The following is an 18676-nucleotide window of genomic DNA, read 5'->3' as shown; positions in this document are numbered from 1 at the left end:
GCTCTAATCACCCTAAGCAATTAGGCTCATTGCCATCTATGCAACTTGTGTCCCATTATAGCAATTATATGACGCATTGAGAAGCCCCCCTTTCCTCACTTACGGGGAACTGATTTCTTCCTCTGCTTTGCCGATTTTCTTTGCATATACCCTGGTGATTCTGTAATGGTCGACTTCTCCCACGACAAATTCGTACATCCCCTCTTTTACTCGATCCCCCACGCGCGGCGGATGATCGATTTGCATGTAAATCCAGCCTGCTAGCGTATCGACATCGCTCGACTCCAATTCAATGTCCAGATAATCGCCCACTTCTTCCAGTAGCATACGCCCGTCCAGTGACAGCATCCCGTCACTGCGCTCCACCTCTGGGCGTTCATCGTCAAACTCGTCCTGAATGTCACCAACAATTTCTTCCATTATATCTTCCAGGGTCACCAGTCCGGCAGTGCCCCCATACTCGTCAATGATAATCGCCATTTGACCTCGTTGTTTTTGCAGCATGGTCAACAACCGGCTAATCGAGATTGTCTCCGGTACAGTCAAAATAGAACGCATGAAGGTCTGAAGGTCATGGCTCTCTCCTTCCAGAAGCCCTGTCAGCATATCCTTAATGTGCAAACTCCCCACAACATGATCCTTGTCACCATCCACGACTGGATAACGGGTAAACCGTCCGTTTTGGACATGCTTCACGTTCTCGTCAAAAGGATCGCGCAGGTTCAGGACAACCATATCCGTACGCGGAACCATGATTTCTCTTGCCATCGTCTCCGAGAAGTCAAAAATATTGTCAACCAGCATCAGCTCGGTTTGATCAATCAAGCCGCTTTTATGGCTTTCATTGACAAGAATGCGAATCTCTTCTTCTGTATGTGCTTCCTGATGCGGCTCCAAGGATATATGAAAAAGCGCAAGAAAACGGCTCGCGGACCAGTTCAGCATCTGAATAAAGGGATACATGATTTTGTAAAAGAGCTGGATTGGCTTGGCTACCGCAAGTACCACCTTTTCAGAGTATTGAATAGCCAGTGTCTTGGGAGCCAGCTCCCCCAGCACGATATGCAAAAACGTAATCACCGAAAAAGCGATAATAAAGGAAATACTGGTAACAACCGTTTCATTTAAATGGAAATAACGAAAAACTGGATGCAGAAGATGCGCGATGGCAGGCTCTCCCAGCCAACCGAGCCCTAATGAAGCGAGCGTAATCCCGAGTTGGCACGCGGAGAGATAGGCATCCAAATTGTGCAGAACCCTCTCGACGTCAACAGCGCGCTTGTTTCCTTCCGCTGCAAGCTGGGCAATGCGCGATTCCCTTACTTTTACGATCGCGAATTCAGTCGCAACAAAGAACCCATTCAGGAGTACGAGGATCATGACCAAGATCAAATTAAACAAGCTTCCCCAAATTGCCATGCTCCTCGCCGTCCTTTCCGTCCATGCTTTGGGATATTGTTTCCCATCCTCGCCAAAATGTTACCTGTTCGTTTTTCTTTCTTTTTGAGATTGTGATACCATAGTGCTGATTCCTATGCCTTTTGTAATGAGGTGAGTCTATTGTCGTACCGTCCAGACCTGCCCTTGATCGTTCAAAGCGATCGGACGATATTGTTGGAAACACAGCATCCTTTATTTCCCGAGGCCAGACAAGCTATCAGCGGTTTTACCGAGCTAATCAAGAACCCAGAATACATCCATACCTATCGAATCACTCCTTTATCGCTTTGGAATGCGGCTGCATCTGGTCTTACATCCCAAGAGGTTACAGATGTGCTTGGCAATTACAGCAAGTACGGTGTCCCACCTACCATCGTCAAAGAAATCGAAGATACGATGCGAAAATACGGCTTGTTTCGTTTGGAACGTATTGGTGATCAACTCGTATTAATGAGTGATGACCCACTTCTTTTAACAGAGGTGACCAGCTATAAATCAATCGCTGCTCTTTTTGAGAATGAATTCGTCATCAAAAGCTATGCGCGTGGTCTGATCAAACAAGAGCTGATGAAGCTCGGGTTTCCTGTTCAAGATTTGGCAGGCTATACAGAAGGTGAATCCTGTGCAGTCAGCTTGCGGGAAACGACCTCCCGAGGCAGAGCATTCTCCTTGCGCTCTTATCAAAAAGAAGCTGTCGATGCCTTCTATTCTGGTGGAGCTGTGACCGGGGGAAGCGGCGTACTCGTCCTGCCCTGTGGTGCTGGAAAAACAGTCATTGGACTTGGTGCCATTTGCCAATTGCAAACAGCCACACTCATTTTGACCACGAATACGACATCGGTTCGTCAATGGATTGCAGAGCTCTTGGACAAAACGGGACTTGATCCAAATATGGTCGGCGAATACACTGGTGACAACAAAGAAGTCAAGCCGATAACTGTGGCGACTTATCAAATTCTTACATACCGCCCCACCGCCGAAGATGATTTTCCTCATCTGAAACTCTTTTCAGAGCGCGACTGGGGGCTTATTATTTACGATGAGGTGCATTTGTTGCCCGCACCCATCTTTCGTGTCACTTCTGGTATTCAAGCCACTCGCAGACTTGGGCTGACTGCTACTCTTGTTCGGGAAGACGGACGGGAGGAAGATGTATTCACGCTAATTGGTCCAAAAAAGTTCGAGGTTCCGTGGAAAGTCATGGAAGAGCAAGGCTGGATCGCAGAAGCGCATTGCCGAGAAATTCGACTCCCCTTTGAGCCGAAGTGGCGGGAGGCTTATGCACATGCAACCGCTCGTCAAAAGTTTCGCATTGCGGCGGAAAATCCAAAAAAACTGGAGGTCGTCCGCGAGCTATTGGAGAGGCACGCCCACGATCGTGTTTTGATCATCGGGCAATATATCGATCAGCTAGAGCAGATGGCAACAGCCCTCCAACTGCCACTCATTACAGGAAAAGTACCGGACAAAGAACGTGAGCTTTTATACACGCAGTTTAAAAAAGGGGAAATCACACGCCTGATCGTATCCAAGGTAGCCAACTTTGCAGTTGATTTGCCGGATGCCAACGTCGCGATCCAAATTTCCGGGACGTATGGTTCCAGGCAAGAAGAGGCACAGCGCCTTGGACGTATCTTACGGCCAAAAACAGACGACAACACCGCCCATTTTTATACATTAGTAACACGAGACACGAGAGAGCAGGAGTTTTCGCTCCATCGCCAGCTTTTTCTGGTCGAACAAGGCTATCCATACGATATTATAGAAATCGAAACGCTGGTTTGAAACGTTTACGAGTAACCAGCGTCTCATAGAGGGAAGGGAGGCCAAAGATTCAATGCAATCCGACGCCGAAATCATTCAGCGGATTCTTCAAGGCGACATCGAAGCGTATCGCGACCTCATCCAGCGATATCAGCATATGATCTACGTTTTCATTTACAAAATGGTAAACAATCGCTCTGATGCAGAGGATCTCACTCAGGAAGTATTTGTTAAAGCGTATGAAAAATTGTCCACATTCCGCGGGGACAGCCAGTTTTCTTCTTGGTTACATACGCTTGCACGAAATAAGAGCATCGACTTCTTGCGTCGCCGAAAGTATCATGACTCGGATGAACAACTGGCCTATGTGCCGTCCAATACACGGGACGAATCCCCTCAGGAATCGCTCATGACAAAAGAGCAACGCCGAGAAATTCAGGAGGCCTTTGCCTTACTGTCGGATTCTTATCGAGAAGTGATTGTCCTTCGCTGTACGCACGAATATCCGTTTGAAAAAATAGCTACACTCCTCGGCATCGCCGAATCTACAGCTCGCGTCCGTTACTTGCGTGCTCGTCAGGAACTCGCAAAATTGTTATCCCGCAAGGAAGGGGGGCTCGTACATGAACTGCCAGGCATTTAGAAAAGCATGGCTAGATGACACAGATAGCGATTCACACTCACATATTGAAACCTGTGACGAATGCATCGCTTGGATAGAAACGCAAATGACAACAGAAGAGGAGGTGCAGTTCTTGAAGGAGGTTCCACTACCTCAAGCGAACCTGGAAGACAGAATCATGCAAGCAATCTACCAGACCGCAGGAAAAGGTGTACCCCCTCACGCCGCTTCTGTATCTTCAGAGCAACAAACGAGCACAGTAATTTCAAAGCCAAACAAGCGTTGGACCAAAGGCTTCCCTTCATACGCCTGGGTTAGCGCAGCGGCTGTCTTGCTCGCAGTTGGTTTCGTCGGATACCAACAATTGGAACCGAATAGTATTCAAATGGCTGCTGTACAAGAAAACGGAACGAAAGACACCAGGAACACTATTGCCTACGACGAAGCGGGATCAAAATCGGAACCGCAAGCTCCAGCACCTGCTATCGCTTCCCTACCAGCAGCCGCTGATAGTGCGACGATGAAAAAAGCAGAAAGCAATCCAGAGTCCGCTGCTACACAATCGCAGGTCGCTCCGACTGCACCTACAAAAGAGACACCTCCTGCATCACCTCCCCAATCGAACAATGCGATTGCGATGGTGAAACCAGAGGAAAAAGTAGCAACACCAGAGCCACGTACGATCAATAAAGACGGGCAAAACAGCGTGGCATCACGTGGACTGCAAGGAAACACTACTGATCAAGCAGCAAAAGCGAAATCGGAAGTTCCTGCCGAGTCAGTAAAAAGTGGTGACCATATAGCCGCTAAGGAAGCCAATAGCACTGCTGCTGAGAATCCTACGACCTTTGGGATCGCTTCCGAACTGGAACCAGACACTGCTGATGGCGGTACGACGGAGAATGCATTAGTAGGTCCAACGTTGCCGTCGGCAGCGAAGCAGCCCATTACGCTCTCTTCCTTCTCGGATTTAAACACCGCTGTACAAGCATCAGATATGCCCGTGCCTGCCCTCTCGCAAGCACCGAATGGGTTCTCGATGAGTACGGTATCGGTCCAATATGAATCCGAAACCAGTCAGAAGGTGACTCGCTTAACAGCAGATTACAAGCGGAACAACGACTGGATTCGCGTGGATGTTGTGCGAAATACAGAAGGCAAGCGCAGTCTCTCTATCCCAGGTACTTTCTCCGCTACTCAGTTGTTCGCGGTCAACGGAGAACAAGCCATCGCCGTTTCTTTTGATCAAACCGATTCAAAAGCATCAACAGCACAGCACGCGGCTCATTTTAACGCTCAATCCGACAACCAGTCGTTGTATATAGTCATGACGGCACATGGAGTCACTTTAAATGAATTAATGGATGCTGCCAAACATATTACGTGGAATCCGTAAAAAGATCCCTATCATTAGAAAAGACACGGCCTGAAATTCAGGATCGTGTCTTTTTACTGGGAAGATAATCATGAGGTGCTTTCTGTGGCATGGTCAGATCGCTTCTGATAGCATAGGGATTCAGCGTTTTTCCTATTTTAATGCTGCTGATTTTTTTCCTGATTCCATTGCTTGATCTGCTCGATGATTTCCCGAATTTGATTCCGTGCTTCCAGATGCTCTGGCTCGCTTCCCCAATGCTGAATCAGCGGCGGCATCGCTTTTGCCATCGTCGTGTACAAGCACCATACTTTTACCATTTCTACGCGCTCAGGAGTCGCTTCTCCTGTCAACAGCTCTGTAAATTTATGAACTAGATCCTCCAGTTCAGGGACCAACGCTTCTTTTTTGTCGTCCATGTCAGTTACCTCACTTTCGGGAACTTTTCTATTTGTATCCTTGGTTTATTTTACGAAAAAATCACCACGTGGAAAAGGAAGATTTTTCAGGTGGGATCGGTTACGCTTAAGCTATCAAAATGATCGAGGTGAAGACTTATCAAAGACATTACTATTCGATTAGTTCCAACAACCAGAGATAACTGGCAGGATGCACTACGCTTGCAGGTGCAGGATGAGCAGCAGCGGTTTGTCCCCTCTATTGCCGTTTCGTTGGCGAAGGTTCATATCCGTCCTGACGGTGACAACTGCGCCTATGAACCATTCTGTTTGTATGACGCTGATGAAATGGTTGGGTTTGTCATGATTGCTTATGACGCCTCCACAGATTGGTGTTACTGGTTCAATGGTTTTTTGATTGATCACCAGTACCAAGGCAAAGGATATGGCAGAGCGGCACTCACAGCGATCGTGGATACGGTACGGAACCGTTTCCCGCAAAGCCGATTTGTCAACCTGACCGTATGCCCGGACAATGCCGGTGCAAGACATTTATACAGTCAAACCGGTTTTGAAGAAACTGGCGACGTATACGATGGAGAGATTGTCTACAGACTCACGTTATGATAAGCATGAACAAAAACCGCCAGAATTTGGCGGCTTTCATGCATATAGTTATTTCGTTTCTGGTACCATGAATTGCAAAAGTCCAAAAGCCACACCTGCCGTCAAAAGCGCACTCCAGATAATAATGCCCACCGCCATCCACAACATGAGCTTTTTCGTAGGGGCTCCCAGCGAGATGCCAATAGCAGCTCCCAGCGGGGCTCCCGTTAAAAGCGGCGAAGCGAGACCGAGGCCGACCACTCCGTATTTATCCCATATCTGCCACATGCGCCCCTGACGCTTGCTCCGTTTCTCTACACGCTTTAAAAGCCAATTGCGCAAGGAACCTCCCACGAAAATAACAGCACCTGCGCTGATAATCGCACCCACCGCACTACATATTCCGATCAGAACCGGTGGTAGCTGCAACATAAAACCTACAGGGATCGCTGCCCATAGCTCAAACATGCCAGATAGTGTCACCGAGCCTGCTTTCCATAATACATCCATTCTGTTCGCCTTTCCCCTCTCGCTGTCTTTTTTCATTCGTCATGGTTAAGACGAGCAGACTTGCCATTAAGTAACGGAATTTGCCAAATTAGGATGTGACATCCCTACGGATAAAGGTCGCGTACGCAATGATCAGTGCTGCGATCGCCCATACACTCAGTACCGTCAACGAGAACGGCAACGTCATCCCCTTAATCGGAGGCAGTGTTCCATTGAGATAATCCGTAAGCTGCAAATTTACCACGAACAAGTATTTGGCTGATTCCCAGGAGGATGCCATCTGCGTCAGGATCGTTCCGCTAATTAACGCAGCCATCATAATTCCCATCCCCGCAGCCGCACTCCGAACCAAAACAGAGACCATAAGTGTTACGGTTGCAACCACGACGCAAACGAACCATCCTAGCCCGTACTGCATCAGCAAAAATTGCCACTGTGGCAGCATGAAAGCCCCAGATGTCTCGAGCTCTCCTCCCGATACTTCAAAGCCCGTCAAAATGGGCAGGTCCCATCCTGAATAGCCAAACACGACCCCAGAGAGCAAATAAGCAAGAATCAGTGTCGTGAGAACCGTAAGAGAGGTAAACAGCAGCAGGGTGATGTATTTGCTGGTCAGTACCTTCCAACGCCGTACGGGTCGCGTTAATAGTAGCTTGACCGTCCCCTCACTAAACTCAGAAGATACGAGGTCAACCGCGAGTACGACGATGATCATCGGCAAAAACATCGAAATGGCTTGATCCATAAAGCCACGAGCGAATGTAGGTCCCCCCGGTGCCATCGGGTTAATGTCGTGATCCAAATAATATTGCTGCTGTGCAATTCTGACCTTGATAAAATCCCGCCACTCTTCAGGAAGACGACTTGATGCCAGCCTGTTTTGCATATCGACGATTTGTTGGGTTAATAGCGGGCGCCAGTCGGTCGTCCCCATTCGTTCTTGTGCAGTGACAACCGAGCGGTACTGCGCGTATGTAAAAATCGGGATCAGAATCGCCAAGATCAGCACGACGACGAGAAAACGGCGCCGACGCAGCAATTTTATGGTTTCATTCTGTACGAGCCCTACCATGCTCTGCTCCATGACTTCCCCCTCCTCCCGTCAATGTAAGGAACAGGTCTTCCAGTGTAACCGTCTTTGTCGCAATCCCCATCACAGGAATGCCACCATTGACCAGCGCTTGGTTCGCCTCGCTCACTTTTTCTATATCCATGCGTGATTTCAGGCGCTCTTCACTAATCACCCACACTTCTGTCACTGCTGGCAGTTTTCGCAGGACTTCCACGGCCTTTTGTATATGGGAAGATGGGATTGTCCAATCGACCTGATCAGCAAACTGCTCCATCAGTTCTTTGACTAATCCAACCGAAATGACCTTCCCTTGGCTGATAATTGCCACCCGGTCGCACATCATCTCGATTTCACTGAGAAGATGACTCGAAATGAAGACAGCGAGCCCTTCCTCCTCGGCAAGCTTGCGAATAAACTGGCGCAATTCACGAATCCCCGCCGGGTCCAAACCATTCGTCGGTTCGTCTAGGATCAATATTTTCGGACGGTGCAAAAGTGCCTGCGCGATCCCCAGACGCTGCCTCATTCCGAGTGAGTACGTTTTCACCTTATCATCAATCGCCCGCTCCAAATCAACGAAGCGGACGATTTCCTCAATACGCTCAGGCGTAATGCCGCCGCTCATTCTCGCAAACTGCTCCAGATTCTCTCTGCCCGTCAAAAACTTGTACAGCTCCGGATTTTCGACGATACAACCAACCTGTGCAATCGCTTGCGGAAACTGTTCCTGAAGAGAGATGCCTCCGATGCGAATATCTCCCCCATCGGCTTTTGCCAATCCAACGAGCATGCGAATCGTAGTGGTTTTGCCTGCGCCATTCGGCCCGAGAAATCCAAATACCTCTCCGGCGAAAACGTCAAACGTAATATCATGAATGATCGGCTTTTTGCCAATCGCTTTTTGCAATCCTTTTACTGAGAGGACCGTTTCGGCCAATGTACGCCCTCCTATCTGAGTCTCCCTCGTCAACTGACGATGGCGTTCTGTTTATGGTACACTGTCATAAGATGTCCATCCACATTATACCATGACCATACACTTTAAAACGAATAGGAGGATACCCGATGCGCACATCCGGCCAATTTCTTTGGCGCACGGCAGGTCTCTTGTCTTTACTCTCCTTTCTCTTATTTGCGACAGGGTTTGTCCTCGCGATGAATCCGCAGCAGTTGGCACCATCCACAGCAACCCCACCTGCCAAAAAAGAGCAACCACCCTCGCCTTTACCAGAAAAGGGTGTCCATAAAGTAGTCGCACTAGGGGATTCCCTCACGCGCGGTGCCGGAGACGCCAACGGCCAGGGCTATGTCGGACTCGTTCGCCAAGCATTGGAGAAAAAATCGGGCCAGTCTATTACGTTCACAAACCTTGCAATTAATGGACAGGAATCATCTGAGTTGCTCAAGCAAATGTCCCAGGAGCAAGTAAAGAAGCTGCTCGCAGAGGCCGATCTGATTCTTTTTACCATTGGCGGAAATGACTTGTTCAGGCAGACAGGCGGACTGTATACCATTGAAAAAGAAAAAGTGACCACAGCTCTTAATCAGCTTGCGGTCAACTATGAAGAGATTCTCAAACAGATTCGCACCGTCAATAAGACTGCGACGATCGTTTACACATCCCTGTACAATCCTTTTGGCAATACCGAAGCAGCCGTCGACACAATCGGGCCCGTACTCGACTGGAACAATCAGGCGTCCCAAATCGCCTCCCGGTACCCGCAAGTTCTCGTGGTGCCGACCTACGACTTGTTCTTGCGCAAGGAACAAAACTACTTGTATACAGACCATTTCCACCCGAATGCCGATGGCTATAAGCGGATGGCGGATCGTATCTTGCAAGCGTTAGAGTGATTCAGCCCTCGCCTCATTCAAGGACTTGCCACGGGTTGCCTCAAAGGCCCGAGCACCCGCCCATTGGAAGGCACTGCTCATCATCGAGGTAGCTGCTACCACTAGGAACAAGGTCGTACCTCCGTAGTGCGCCAACAGCAATCCCCCCATCCACGGACCGATGAACTGGCCGAGGTTGCTGAAGCTTTTTGCACCGTAATAGCTACCCCGCATATTCTCTGGGGCCATTCGGTCGATCAGGACGTCCCCTGCGGTAAACGTAAGGATTTCGCCAATCGTGAAAAATACCATCGCCACAATGAAAATCAGCCACGAATTGGCAAAGGCATAACCCACATCACCAACCGCATACATGGCGTTTCCCACCAAAATTGCGGTGAGAGGCGTCTTTTTTTCTGCCCAAGTCGTCAACGGAAGCTGCATCACAACAACGACAATCGCATTGACGGTCATCAGGATGGCAAACAGTTCTGTTCCATTCACGACTGTCATTTCTGCGAATTTGGCCAGCGTAGAAGACATCTGCGAGTAGCCAATCGCTCCTAAAACACCGGCGAGCATGTACAAGCGAAACGCCTTGTCGTTCACGACTACACTGAATGCACGGCTGAATGTAACGACTTCTTTCTTTTGGCCTTCAATTTGTTTGATGCCGAACTTGTTCAATAATCCTTGCAAGCTAATCACATAGATCAGATAAATCAGCGCAGTCATCAGGAATGGCAGGGCTACAGAGCTTTTCGCCAGCACTACTCCTGCAATAGGCCCAACCGCTACCCCTACGTTAATTGCCATGTAGCGAATACCGAACACCCGAAGCCGTTTCTCTTGCGGCGTTACATCTGCCATCAGTGCCTGTGAAACGGGTTCGTAGAAGGAGCGACAGAGTCCCCCTGCTATATTGAGCAAAAGCAGAATCCACGGGTCTTTACTAAGCGCAAACCCGACGAACACGAGCGTCCATACATACAACGCCCCTAGCATGACTCGCCTGCGCCCGATCCTGTCTGACCATGCCCCCGCAATAAAGCCTCCGATTGTACCCGCGAGTGGTCCTGCTCCAATCGTCAAACCGATCATTGCCAAGCTCATATCTGTTTGATTAGACAAGTATAAAAACAAAAACGGCATGCTCATCGAGCTGGCGGCCCGGACGAACACGGTCCCGACGACTAATGACCAGACGATCGGGTGAAACTCCTGTAAACGCATCTTGATCCAGCTCATTTTCTCTCTCCTCACCACTGTTATGCTTTCCCATCGCTGCCAGAACAGATGCTCTGTGATGTTCCCATTGTAGAGAGGCAATGGTCGTTCGTCAATGAGCATTCAAAATTTTTTGATTATGAAACATTTCTATGAGAGTAATCAAAATTTCGATAGGGCTGGACACAGAAACCTTAGACAACACAAAAGACCGCCAGAAAACACTGACGGTCTTTGCCTATTCTTTTTACAAAGTAACTTCAATACGATCAACCATTTCTCCCTGCTCGTTCCATTTCACCGCACGGTAAACGCTATCGTGGTAAAACGTGAACCAAGCACCTTGCTTGATCCCGTTGTTGATCCATTCTTCTTTTGCAAAGATGGATGTCATCGGATAGTCGTCGTAGGCCATCACCCATAATGGATTTTGATGGGCGTGTGTAGGCATGATGTCCGCCAGATGCAAAAGCAGGTGCCCCTCTGTCTCCATCCGTACGATAGCATGTCCCTGACTGTGACCGCCTGTATGATGAAGCGTGATTCCTGGCACTACTTCGTGCGAAGCTCCGTACGTCTTTACCTGATTCTCAATCGGACGCCAGTTCTCTTCCCAATATGTATTCTTCGAGCGAATATTCGGCTCTCTCATCTCCGCCCATTCCTGCTCCTGCACGTAGATGACAGCTTGTGAAAACGTAGAGACAAGTTGTCCATCACGAACAGAGACAAGTCCGTTGGCATGATCGTAGTGCATATGTGTCATGATGACGATATCAATATCGGCAGGAGACAACCCTTTTGCAGCGAGGGAGTCCACCACTTGAGACTCTTCCTCCAAGCCAAAATTGCGCTTCTGTTTGTCCGTTAGCCGATCATTTCCCATACCCGATTCAATCAAGATGCGCTTGCCATGAGCCTGTACCAGGATTGGGTCAGCACGCAAAGGGATTTGATTGAGATCATTCGCTGGGTATCTTTTGCTCCAAAGCGGCTTGGGCACGACTCCAAACATTGCGCCCCCGTCCAGCTTCGTGAGTCCACCTCTCAGCCAAGACAATTGAAACTGACCTACCTGCCATTCGTTCCCTACCATGATCCTACCGCCTCCTCGATTGCTCGGAATGATGATTGAAGTTCGAAAGCGAAAAGCACCCCGTTCAGGGTGCCTTACAGCTTTTCTGCTACACTCACAGTTCTAGTCGCCGGGGCGATTTCTAACAGGAGATCACTCGATACAGCCTGCACAGTGACATCTGAATCACTTCGTCTATGATGAAGCACGAGTTGCGCTACCTTTTCATTCTCTCGGTAAACGCTGATTAATGTCTGTAATGGATTGGCACTCCCGCCTGCGATCAACTTAAACCCCGGGGCTATCGTAAACGTCCATCCCTCCACCTCTACTAGCGGTGCTAACGAGTACAGGAAGTAACGTTTCCCTAAGAGAATGCCATTATGGTTCATCAAGGCGAGAGCCCCCAATCAAATGAATTTGAACAGTATAACTTCATTTTGCAAAAATTAGCGGAGGTTGAAAAGCGATTCGACAAAACTTCTAAAAAGACGACATACTTTTCTTAATCATATCTGATCACCGTTGTTTTCGAAATAGAAAATCTTTTATCCCTTAAATCGCTCTTCCTACGGTCGCCCCCTCCAAAATGGCGCGCTTGGCATCGAGCTCTCCCGCTTCTTTAGCACCGCCTATGAGGTGCACAGGTAGTCGATCCAGCAATGCGTGGTATAGCGAATTGTTGGAGGTCGCTCCAGCCGCTACAATGACCGTATCAGCAGGTATCATGCGTTCCTCCCCATCCTGAATGAAATACACCCCTTCTTCTGCAATCCGGCTGTATTCAATTTGTGTCAGCATCTCTACGCCCCGTCGCTTCAGGTTGGAGAGAACTGCCCAGCGCGTCGTTTTGCCCAAGCCCGATCCGACATGCTTCCCACGCCGCAGCATGCTGATTTTTCGTTTTCGCTGTTGCAGTTGTTGTACAGCCCTTCCATCCAGAATCCGATACTCCTGCAAGTATTCCGCTGCCTTCGGTGAAATCGTATCGTCGTGCATCAGCAAATGGGACAAATCACAAGCGATTCCTCCCGCACCGACGATGACTACTTGTCTACCAACCTTGGCGCGCTTTTCAAATACCGCATCATATCCCTTCACGTGTCCGAGCTCCACACCTGGAATCTCTGGACGCCGTGGAATGACACCCGTTGCCACCACAACTTCTGCAAAGCTTTCTTCGATTAGGGCTTCTGCCTCTGCCAGTGTTCCGAGCCTTATTTCGACACCAAGACGTGCAAGCTCTGTCTGATAATAGCGAAGCGTTTCATTAAATTCCTCTTTACCTGGCACCTGTCTGGCGTAGTTTAATTGTCCACCGATCTGTTTTTTGGCCTCTATGATAACCACCTGATGCCCTCGCTCTGCCAGCACACGAGCCGCCTCCAAGCCAGCAGGCCCCGCACCGATTACAGCTACCTTCTTGCGGTTTTCCGCCGGAACCAACTGCCACTCTGCTTCCCTGCCCACGAGAGGATTGACCAGACAGGAGGCTACCTTCCCCTCAAAAATATGGTCGAGACAGGCTTGATTGCAAGCAATACACGTGTTTACTTCATCAAAGCGTCCTTCTTTACTTTTTTGAACGATATACGGGTCCGCTAAAAACGGACGGGCCATCGAAACCATATCACTGCATTCCTCATACAAAATCTTTTCAGCCTGACGCACGTCGCTGATGCGATTGCTGGCGATAACCGGGATGTTCACGACCTGCTTGACTTGCTGCGCCACCCATACATATGCTCCACGCGGCACCATCATGCCAATCGTCGGTACTTGTGATTCATGCCAGCCAATTCCGACATTGAGAGCATCAGCTCCTGCCTCCTCCAGCATTTTGGCAAATTGCAATGTCTCTTCCATCGTCGTACTATCTGGCATCAAGTCCAATCCCGACATCCGGTAGATGATCGGATAATCCGGTCCCACTGCTTGGCGAACACGGTTAGCCACCTCAATACCAAAACGGGCTCTGCGTAAAAAGTCCCCACCCCACTCATCTTCTCGCTTATTGGTCACAGGGGACAAAAATTGATTGATCAAGTATCCTTCCGAACCCATAATTTCTACGGCATCAAATCCAGCTTTTTTAGCACGGGCGGCACCATCAGCAAAGCATTGGATCGTTGCTTCGATCTCCTCTGCATTTAACTCTCTCGGCTTCCAACGGTTAATCGGCGCCTGCAATGGCGATGGTGCTACCGGGTCTAATCCTGTTGCTTCCTTGTAGGCATAACGCCCAGCATGGAACAGCTGCAACGCAATTCTCCCATTGGCTTGATGAACCTCTTTCGTGATCAGGCGCAATTTCTCGATATCCTCGTCTTTGTATACATTGCAATACTCGTCGCCCATGCCGCCTTCTGGATGTACGGCAGCCCCTCCTGTCACAATCAGACCTGCCTCTCCATTGGCACGCTCTGCGTAAAAGGTAGCAAGCCGCGCTACACCATTCTGAAGCTTTTCAAATCCAACGTGCATGGACCCCATCATAATCCGATTTGGCAACGTCATCGAACCAATTTGAATCGGTTCCCATACTTTTGAAAGTTCCACGTTAAACGCCCCCTAACGAGTGAATGCTCATTCATTTTCATTATCTATACGATTCTCTCTCTCCTCCTCATATTCCTCCTTCCTCACCATGCATGCAAAAAGCTCAGGGCATTACGCCTGAGCTTCCTTATTTCTTATGTACAGCCTATGTTTTTATGTGCCGAGTTTTACGAGCATTCCTAAATCTGCGGAAAATCTTGCGATGGTTTCTGTAAATGCGATATCCTCAGCTTCTGTTCGCGGCATCTGCACGACAAAATGATAATCCAGCACGACATTCGCTTCTGCCTGCTTGCCAGGCTCCACAAAGCGGCGCTTTTCTGTCAGCGAGCACTCAGCTACCAAGCTTTTTGCTTGCGTCCATAATTGTTGAATCTCCTCATCTTGCAAGCTATAAGGATAGTCAATTTCCACCTCAATTTCACAGCTATCCTCTTCCGCAAGCGAAAACAGATGGATGGTCGCCGTTGGTTGCTTCTCATCCTCCGCCTCGGAAAACGTGATCAGAACCTCTTGCCCTTCCGATTCTTCCAACAATGAATGATCGGAGCGCAAGACGATATCCGAAATCATTCCATGCGTATGTAACTGTTGATTTAGTTTTTCCACCATAAATTGTAGCACGTACATTTTTCCTCCTGTTTCACGATTTCCTCTCGTTGCAGTATAGCACGAGTTCTACAAATGCGAAAAACCCCTTCACGAGGAAGGGGTCGGGGTATTGTTCATATTTTTTTGATTCATGAATTCGGACAGCCACGCACGACGTACTTCTTTGTTTGGACAGTAACCTAAAATGTAGCTTTCTCCGCGCATATATTTTTCCTTAATCCACTCTTTATGCTTGCGGAAAAAGGCATGCTGGAAATCAATCGGCATCTGCTGATATTCTTCCAAAGCTGAAGGGTTCTGGAGGAAAAAATCTTCATCGTACACAAACTCTTCGTTTTGTTGGCGGCTGATCAGGTACACAAAAGCAATCACCAGGAACAGGTTCACCAAGAAAATCGTCATAGAAATCCCTCCAGTCAGTAATAATTATCTGATTAATCTGTCTTATCAGCATATTATTATTGTACCACGAAATTGGTGTTTTCTAAACCTTTTCCATAAACGAATTTTTAAAAATTTTTGATGAATCGACAAATAAAAACACCGGCTCGTGATGAACGGGTGTTTTTCGTACTCGTTAGGAGTTTGTGTTCGGACTATCTGTCGTTGCAGGACCAGCATCCTGACTGGACGGCGGGATGATATCCGGCGGTGGAGTAGAGTTGTTGCCGTTATTACCTGCTGGTACATTCCCAGGAGATTGTGTTGCATCAGTCGCAGGCGTCTGCGCTCCCTGACCTTGATCTGTCGACTGGCCTTGCCCTTCTGGGTTTACGACATCAGGTGGCGGCATTGCGCCTTCATTTGCCGTACCGTCTTGATTGTCTGTTGGATTCGTCGGCTCTTGTTCTTTCGGAGCCTCCGTTTTTTGTTTCGTTGGTGTTGACGCAGCTGATTCTGTCGTTTTCTTCTTGACGCTCTTCTTGTTGCTTGTTGCTACCGCTTCACCGGAACCGAGTATCGGCGAATTGTTGAGCGATGCTACGACGCTCTCACTCAATCCCATCTCTGATTGCAAGGAATCGCGAACAGACTCGAGCTTTTCTTTTTCGAGATATGTGTATCCTCCCTGCCAATATGCCCCATTATCCAATGCAGTGACCGTAGAGGAATTAAATCCTTTGAAATCGTAGGCCAAGCCTTTGATCTGATCTTTGGAAAGATCGGTATGTATATTCTTGGCGCCTACGTCCATGACATTAAAGATCTTCGTCAACCCTTCAAGAGAAGCCGCTTTGTCCACAACAGCCTTGATGACCTCTTGTTGGCGACGGTTACGGTCGAAGTCACTGGAGTAGTACTTCGTTCCACGGTTGTCATGACGATGTCGAACATAACCAAGTGCTTGTTCACCATTCAATTTTTGAAGTCCTGGCTGGAGATTGATGTGTGTATCGTCAGTTGGATCATCGTATACCAGTCTGCGATCCACATTGACTTCCACACCACCCAATTCGTCAATGACCGCTTTGAAACCATCGAAGTCAATCGCTACAAAATGCTCAATCGGAATACCCAGTATTTCATTCAACGTTTTCTTCGTTAAGGAAATACCATCTTCGGTAACCGTCCGGTTGTTGCGCTCTGCTTGTCTGCGTTCTGCTTCACCATTGGCATAGACAGAATTGATCTTATGGTAGTCGCGATAGCCCGGGATCTTGACGCGTGTGTCCCGTGGAATGGATACCATGGTAACTTTCTTCGTCTTTGGGTTGGCAACTGCCACGATCATTACGTCTGTATTCATGGAACCTGTTTCAGGACGGGTATCAGAACCAAGCAAGACGAACGACATTGGCTTATCCGAGTAGTATACAGGATCGACATTTTGGGATACTGGCGAAGTAAATCCGCTGTTTACAGGGCTCGTTACTTCCGTCAGAGTGTCTTCAATTTTCCAATAAATTGCTCCAGCCACACCGCCAACCAGCAACAAGGTGATCAATGTGAGGGATACCACGAGTTTACGTATTTTTCGATTACGGCTCGGCTGTTTCTTTCGAGAAGCTGAAGCGCGTGTTTTCACAACAGTATCTGGCATATGAATCAGTCTCCTTGTTCGCGCACGCTTTTTGACAAAGTAAAGGGAGGCACGATTTTGAATTGTGCCACTCGACAATATGCACCACTATTTTCTTCAGTTGGCAATACTCTGATTCAGGTATTGTACCATATCGTTGTCTGCATTTGTAGAAAAATGTTCCTTTAAACGAAAAGTCCCCCATCTTTTTGTCGATAAGGGGACTTTAGTTGCACATATAACTTTCGGCTTATTGCAAGCCACGTGGCGCCTGACTAAACCCTTGTACAGGACCTTCAGGACGCTTGTTTTTGGAGCGATGTGAATCTCCGCCCTGCCGAACATGGCTCTCTTGTTTTCCGTTTACATCATTCGATTTCTTTTCCATGACATACACTCCTCCTCTGTACGAACTAACGGGTAGTGTACGTCAAGCTATGTATTTTCATTCTCTGTCGAGGATCTGTCTTTCTTTTGCGGCATAGTAATCTTTTCGTGCCAAAAGGGTGTCGATATCATATCGACCATTTCCCTTTGTTCTCATCTCTGCCAGAGCAACCCCGAAAGCTGCTTGTTCTGTAAGGGACAGCGCTTTGTTTTGCGCATAAATGATACCCGCAGCAAACGCATCTCCTGCTGACTCTCGAATCGGCATAGCCGGGGCAGCAAGCCATTTGTTCTCATGTGCGGTGCAAAGCCACAGCCCTGCTTCCCCACAAATGACCATGACCTGATGGATACCTTCTGTCACCAATTTTTTCGCGCATATTTCTACATCATTATAGGAATGAAGCGATTGGCCACCCAACACTTCCAGTTCATCAATGCTCGCGACAAGTATATGAACACCTTCAAGCAACCCTTTCCATTTTTCTGCTTTTTTCACAGATACAGGGTCTACGATGATCTTTTTGTCGAGTCTTCTGGCTTCCGCTAAAAATGCTCGCATAACCTCGACGGGAAGATTGGCATCCAGAAACAAGCCTGCGGCCTGAGGCAAGCACTTGAGACCTTGCTGGACAATCTCCGCTGGCCACTCTTCATTTAGTTCCATATCTGCAACAGCCGTGTACAATTCACCGTCACGATCACGAATAGCCAAATAGCGCCCAGTCGATTTCCCTGCGATTCGCAACATACCATGGGTTGCCACTCCACTATTTGCTGTGACCTGCCTTAACCACTCGCCATCTGCATCTTCTCCCACCAGAGCAAACAACTGCACTTCTTCTCCTAGCCATCCGAGATTTTCCGCCACGTTTCGAGCTACGCCACCTGCTGCTTGATGCACTTCACCCGGATTACTTGTTCCAGGTAACAGTCTGGCAGAAGTGATTCCCTGCACGTCAACATTGGCTCCTCCCACGCATAGCCAGTATTCTGTTATACCTTCCAGCATTCCAGCATTCCCCCTAGCCTTCTGCTCATGGTCTAGTCCATTGTGCTCCTCTCTTTTTTCGACAGCATCTCCCCATTTACCTACCTTTTTAAAAACTTCCTGACAGATCAAATTCTTTATTCCGGACCATTATATTCCTGTCATTTATGGATGACGTCCTGTAG

The 18676-nt window shown here is 48.4% G+C and carries 19 protein-coding genes; 5 read left to right on the top strand and 14 right to left on the bottom strand.

The features are described from left to right. Positions 1-99: 99 nt before the first annotated feature. Positions 100-1419 (bottom strand): hemolysin family protein, encoded by a 1320-nt coding sequence (locus ASG16_RS20900; protein ID WP_056485625.1) that lies wholly within the window; start codon positions 1417-1419, stop codon positions 100-102. A gap of 141 nt (positions 1420-1560) precedes the next feature. Between ASG16_RS20900 and ASG16_RS20895 the strand changes: the two genes are divergently transcribed. From ASG16_RS20895 to ASG16_RS20885, 3 genes are read left to right on the top strand one after another with little or no spacing between them, the layout of a single operon-like run. After that, positions 1561-3225: a DNA repair helicase XPB gene (locus tag ASG16_RS20895; protein ID WP_056485622.1), complete on the top strand. Its 1665-nt coding sequence runs from the start codon at positions 1561-1563 to the stop codon at positions 3223-3225. Between the two features lie 52 nt (positions 3226-3277). After that, positions 3278-3847 (top strand): RNA polymerase sigma factor, encoded by a 570-nt coding sequence (locus ASG16_RS20890; RefSeq protein ID WP_007716978.1) that lies wholly within the window; start codon positions 3278-3280, stop codon positions 3845-3847. Then, positions 3828-5222: a hypothetical protein gene (locus ASG16_RS20885; RefSeq protein ID WP_056485619.1), complete on the top strand. Its 1395-nt coding sequence runs from the start codon at positions 3828-3830 to the stop codon at positions 5220-5222. The genes ASG16_RS20890 and ASG16_RS20885 overlap by 20 nt, the downstream gene beginning before the upstream one ends. Positions 5223-5359: 137 nt before the next feature. On the opposite strand, the gene ASG16_RS20880 is transcribed toward ASG16_RS20885, so the two are convergent. Then, the gene (locus tag ASG16_RS20880) at positions 5360-5620 is read right to left on the bottom strand and encodes a DUF2573 family protein (RefSeq protein ID WP_056485616.1); all 261 of its coding nucleotides are present in this window, start codon (positions 5618-5620) and stop codon (positions 5360-5362) included. Between the two features lie 147 nt (positions 5621-5767). Here ASG16_RS20880 and ASG16_RS20875 point away from each other — a divergent pair, with 147 nt between their 5' ends. Continuing rightward, a complete protein-coding gene (locus tag ASG16_RS20875; RefSeq protein WP_056485613.1) occupies positions 5768-6226 on the top strand; it encodes a GNAT family N-acetyltransferase in 459 nt (152 codons plus the stop codon). 48 nt (positions 6227-6274) lie between these two features. Here ASG16_RS20875 and ASG16_RS20870 read toward each other — a convergent pair whose 3' ends face one another. The 3 genes from ASG16_RS20870 to ASG16_RS20860 form a co-directional block, all read right to left on the bottom strand. Continuing rightward, positions 6275-6715 carry a small multi-drug export protein gene (locus tag ASG16_RS20870; RefSeq protein ID WP_056485611.1) on the bottom strand — a complete coding sequence of 147 codons (441 nt, stop codon included), beginning with the start codon at positions 6713-6715 and terminating at the stop codon, positions 6275-6277. 88 nt (positions 6716-6803) lie between these two features. Beyond that, positions 6804-7799: an ABC transporter permease gene (locus ASG16_RS20865; RefSeq protein ID WP_048033912.1), complete on the bottom strand. Its 996-nt coding sequence runs from the start codon at positions 7797-7799 to the stop codon at positions 6804-6806. Further along, entirely contained in the window at positions 7765-8724 is a 960-nt protein-coding gene (locus tag ASG16_RS20860; RefSeq protein WP_056485608.1) for an ABC transporter ATP-binding protein, read from the bottom strand. The genes ASG16_RS20865 and ASG16_RS20860 overlap by 35 nt, the downstream gene beginning before the upstream one ends. Positions 8725-8852: 128 nt before the next feature. Between ASG16_RS20860 and ASG16_RS20855 the strand changes: the two genes are divergently transcribed. Then, positions 8853-9641: a GDSL-type esterase/lipase family protein gene (locus ASG16_RS20855; protein ID WP_056485605.1), complete on the top strand. Its 789-nt coding sequence runs from the start codon at positions 8853-8855 to the stop codon at positions 9639-9641. Here the strand turns inward: ASG16_RS20855 and ASG16_RS20850 are convergent. From ASG16_RS20850 to ASG16_RS20815, 9 genes are all read right to left on the bottom strand, one after another. After that, positions 9633-10868, bottom strand: coding sequence for an MDR family MFS transporter (locus ASG16_RS20850; protein WP_056485602.1), 1236 nt, complete (start codon positions 10866-10868; stop codon positions 9633-9635). The genes ASG16_RS20855 and ASG16_RS20850 overlap by 9 nt on opposite strands. 226 nt (positions 10869-11094) lie before the next feature. Further along, on the bottom strand, positions 11095-11943 hold the full coding sequence (locus ASG16_RS20845) for a YtnP family quorum-quenching lactonase (RefSeq protein ID WP_056485599.1): 849 nt from the start codon (positions 11941-11943) through the stop codon (positions 11095-11097). A 74-nt stretch (positions 11944-12017) separates the two neighbouring features. Beyond that, positions 12018-12314, bottom strand: a complete 297-nt coding sequence (locus ASG16_RS20840) for a hypothetical protein (RefSeq protein WP_016742437.1) — start codon at positions 12312-12314, stop codon at positions 12018-12020. A 163-nt stretch (positions 12315-12477) separates the two neighbouring features. After that, the gene (locus ASG16_RS20835; RefSeq protein WP_056485596.1) at positions 12478-14481 is read right to left on the bottom strand and encodes an oxidoreductase; all 2004 of its coding nucleotides are present in this window, start codon (positions 14479-14481) and stop codon (positions 12478-12480) included. A gap of 153 nt (positions 14482-14634) precedes the next feature. After that, entirely contained in the window at positions 14635-15111 is a 477-nt protein-coding gene (locus tag ASG16_RS20830) for a hypothetical protein (protein WP_241970805.1), read from the bottom strand. Positions 15112-15180: 69 nt separating this feature from the next. Continuing rightward, entirely contained in the window at positions 15181-15495 is a 315-nt protein-coding gene (locus ASG16_RS20825) for a hypothetical protein (protein ID WP_007717017.1), read from the bottom strand. Positions 15496-15670: 175 nt separating this feature from the next. Next, positions 15671-17134 (bottom strand): LCP family protein, encoded by a 1464-nt coding sequence (locus tag ASG16_RS20820; protein ID WP_056485593.1) that lies wholly within the window; start codon positions 17132-17134, stop codon positions 15671-15673. A 229-nt stretch (positions 17135-17363) separates the two neighbouring features. Beyond that, positions 17364-17501, bottom strand: a complete 138-nt coding sequence (locus ASG16_RS30980) for a hypothetical protein (protein ID WP_007717021.1) — start codon at positions 17499-17501, stop codon at positions 17364-17366. A gap of 57 nt (positions 17502-17558) precedes the next feature. Then, positions 17559-18512, bottom strand: a complete 954-nt coding sequence (locus ASG16_RS20815; protein WP_056485590.1) for a carbohydrate kinase family protein — start codon at positions 18510-18512, stop codon at positions 17559-17561. Between the last annotated feature and the right edge of the window lie 164 nt (positions 18513-18676).

This window comes from Brevibacillus sp. Leaf182, assembly GCF_001423865.2.
Taxonomy (GTDB): domain Bacteria; phylum Bacillota; class Bacilli; order Brevibacillales; family Brevibacillaceae; genus Brevibacillus; species Brevibacillus brevis_C.
Note: the sequence above shows the minus strand (reverse complement) of the source record. Positions and strands in the feature narration are given on the sequence as shown.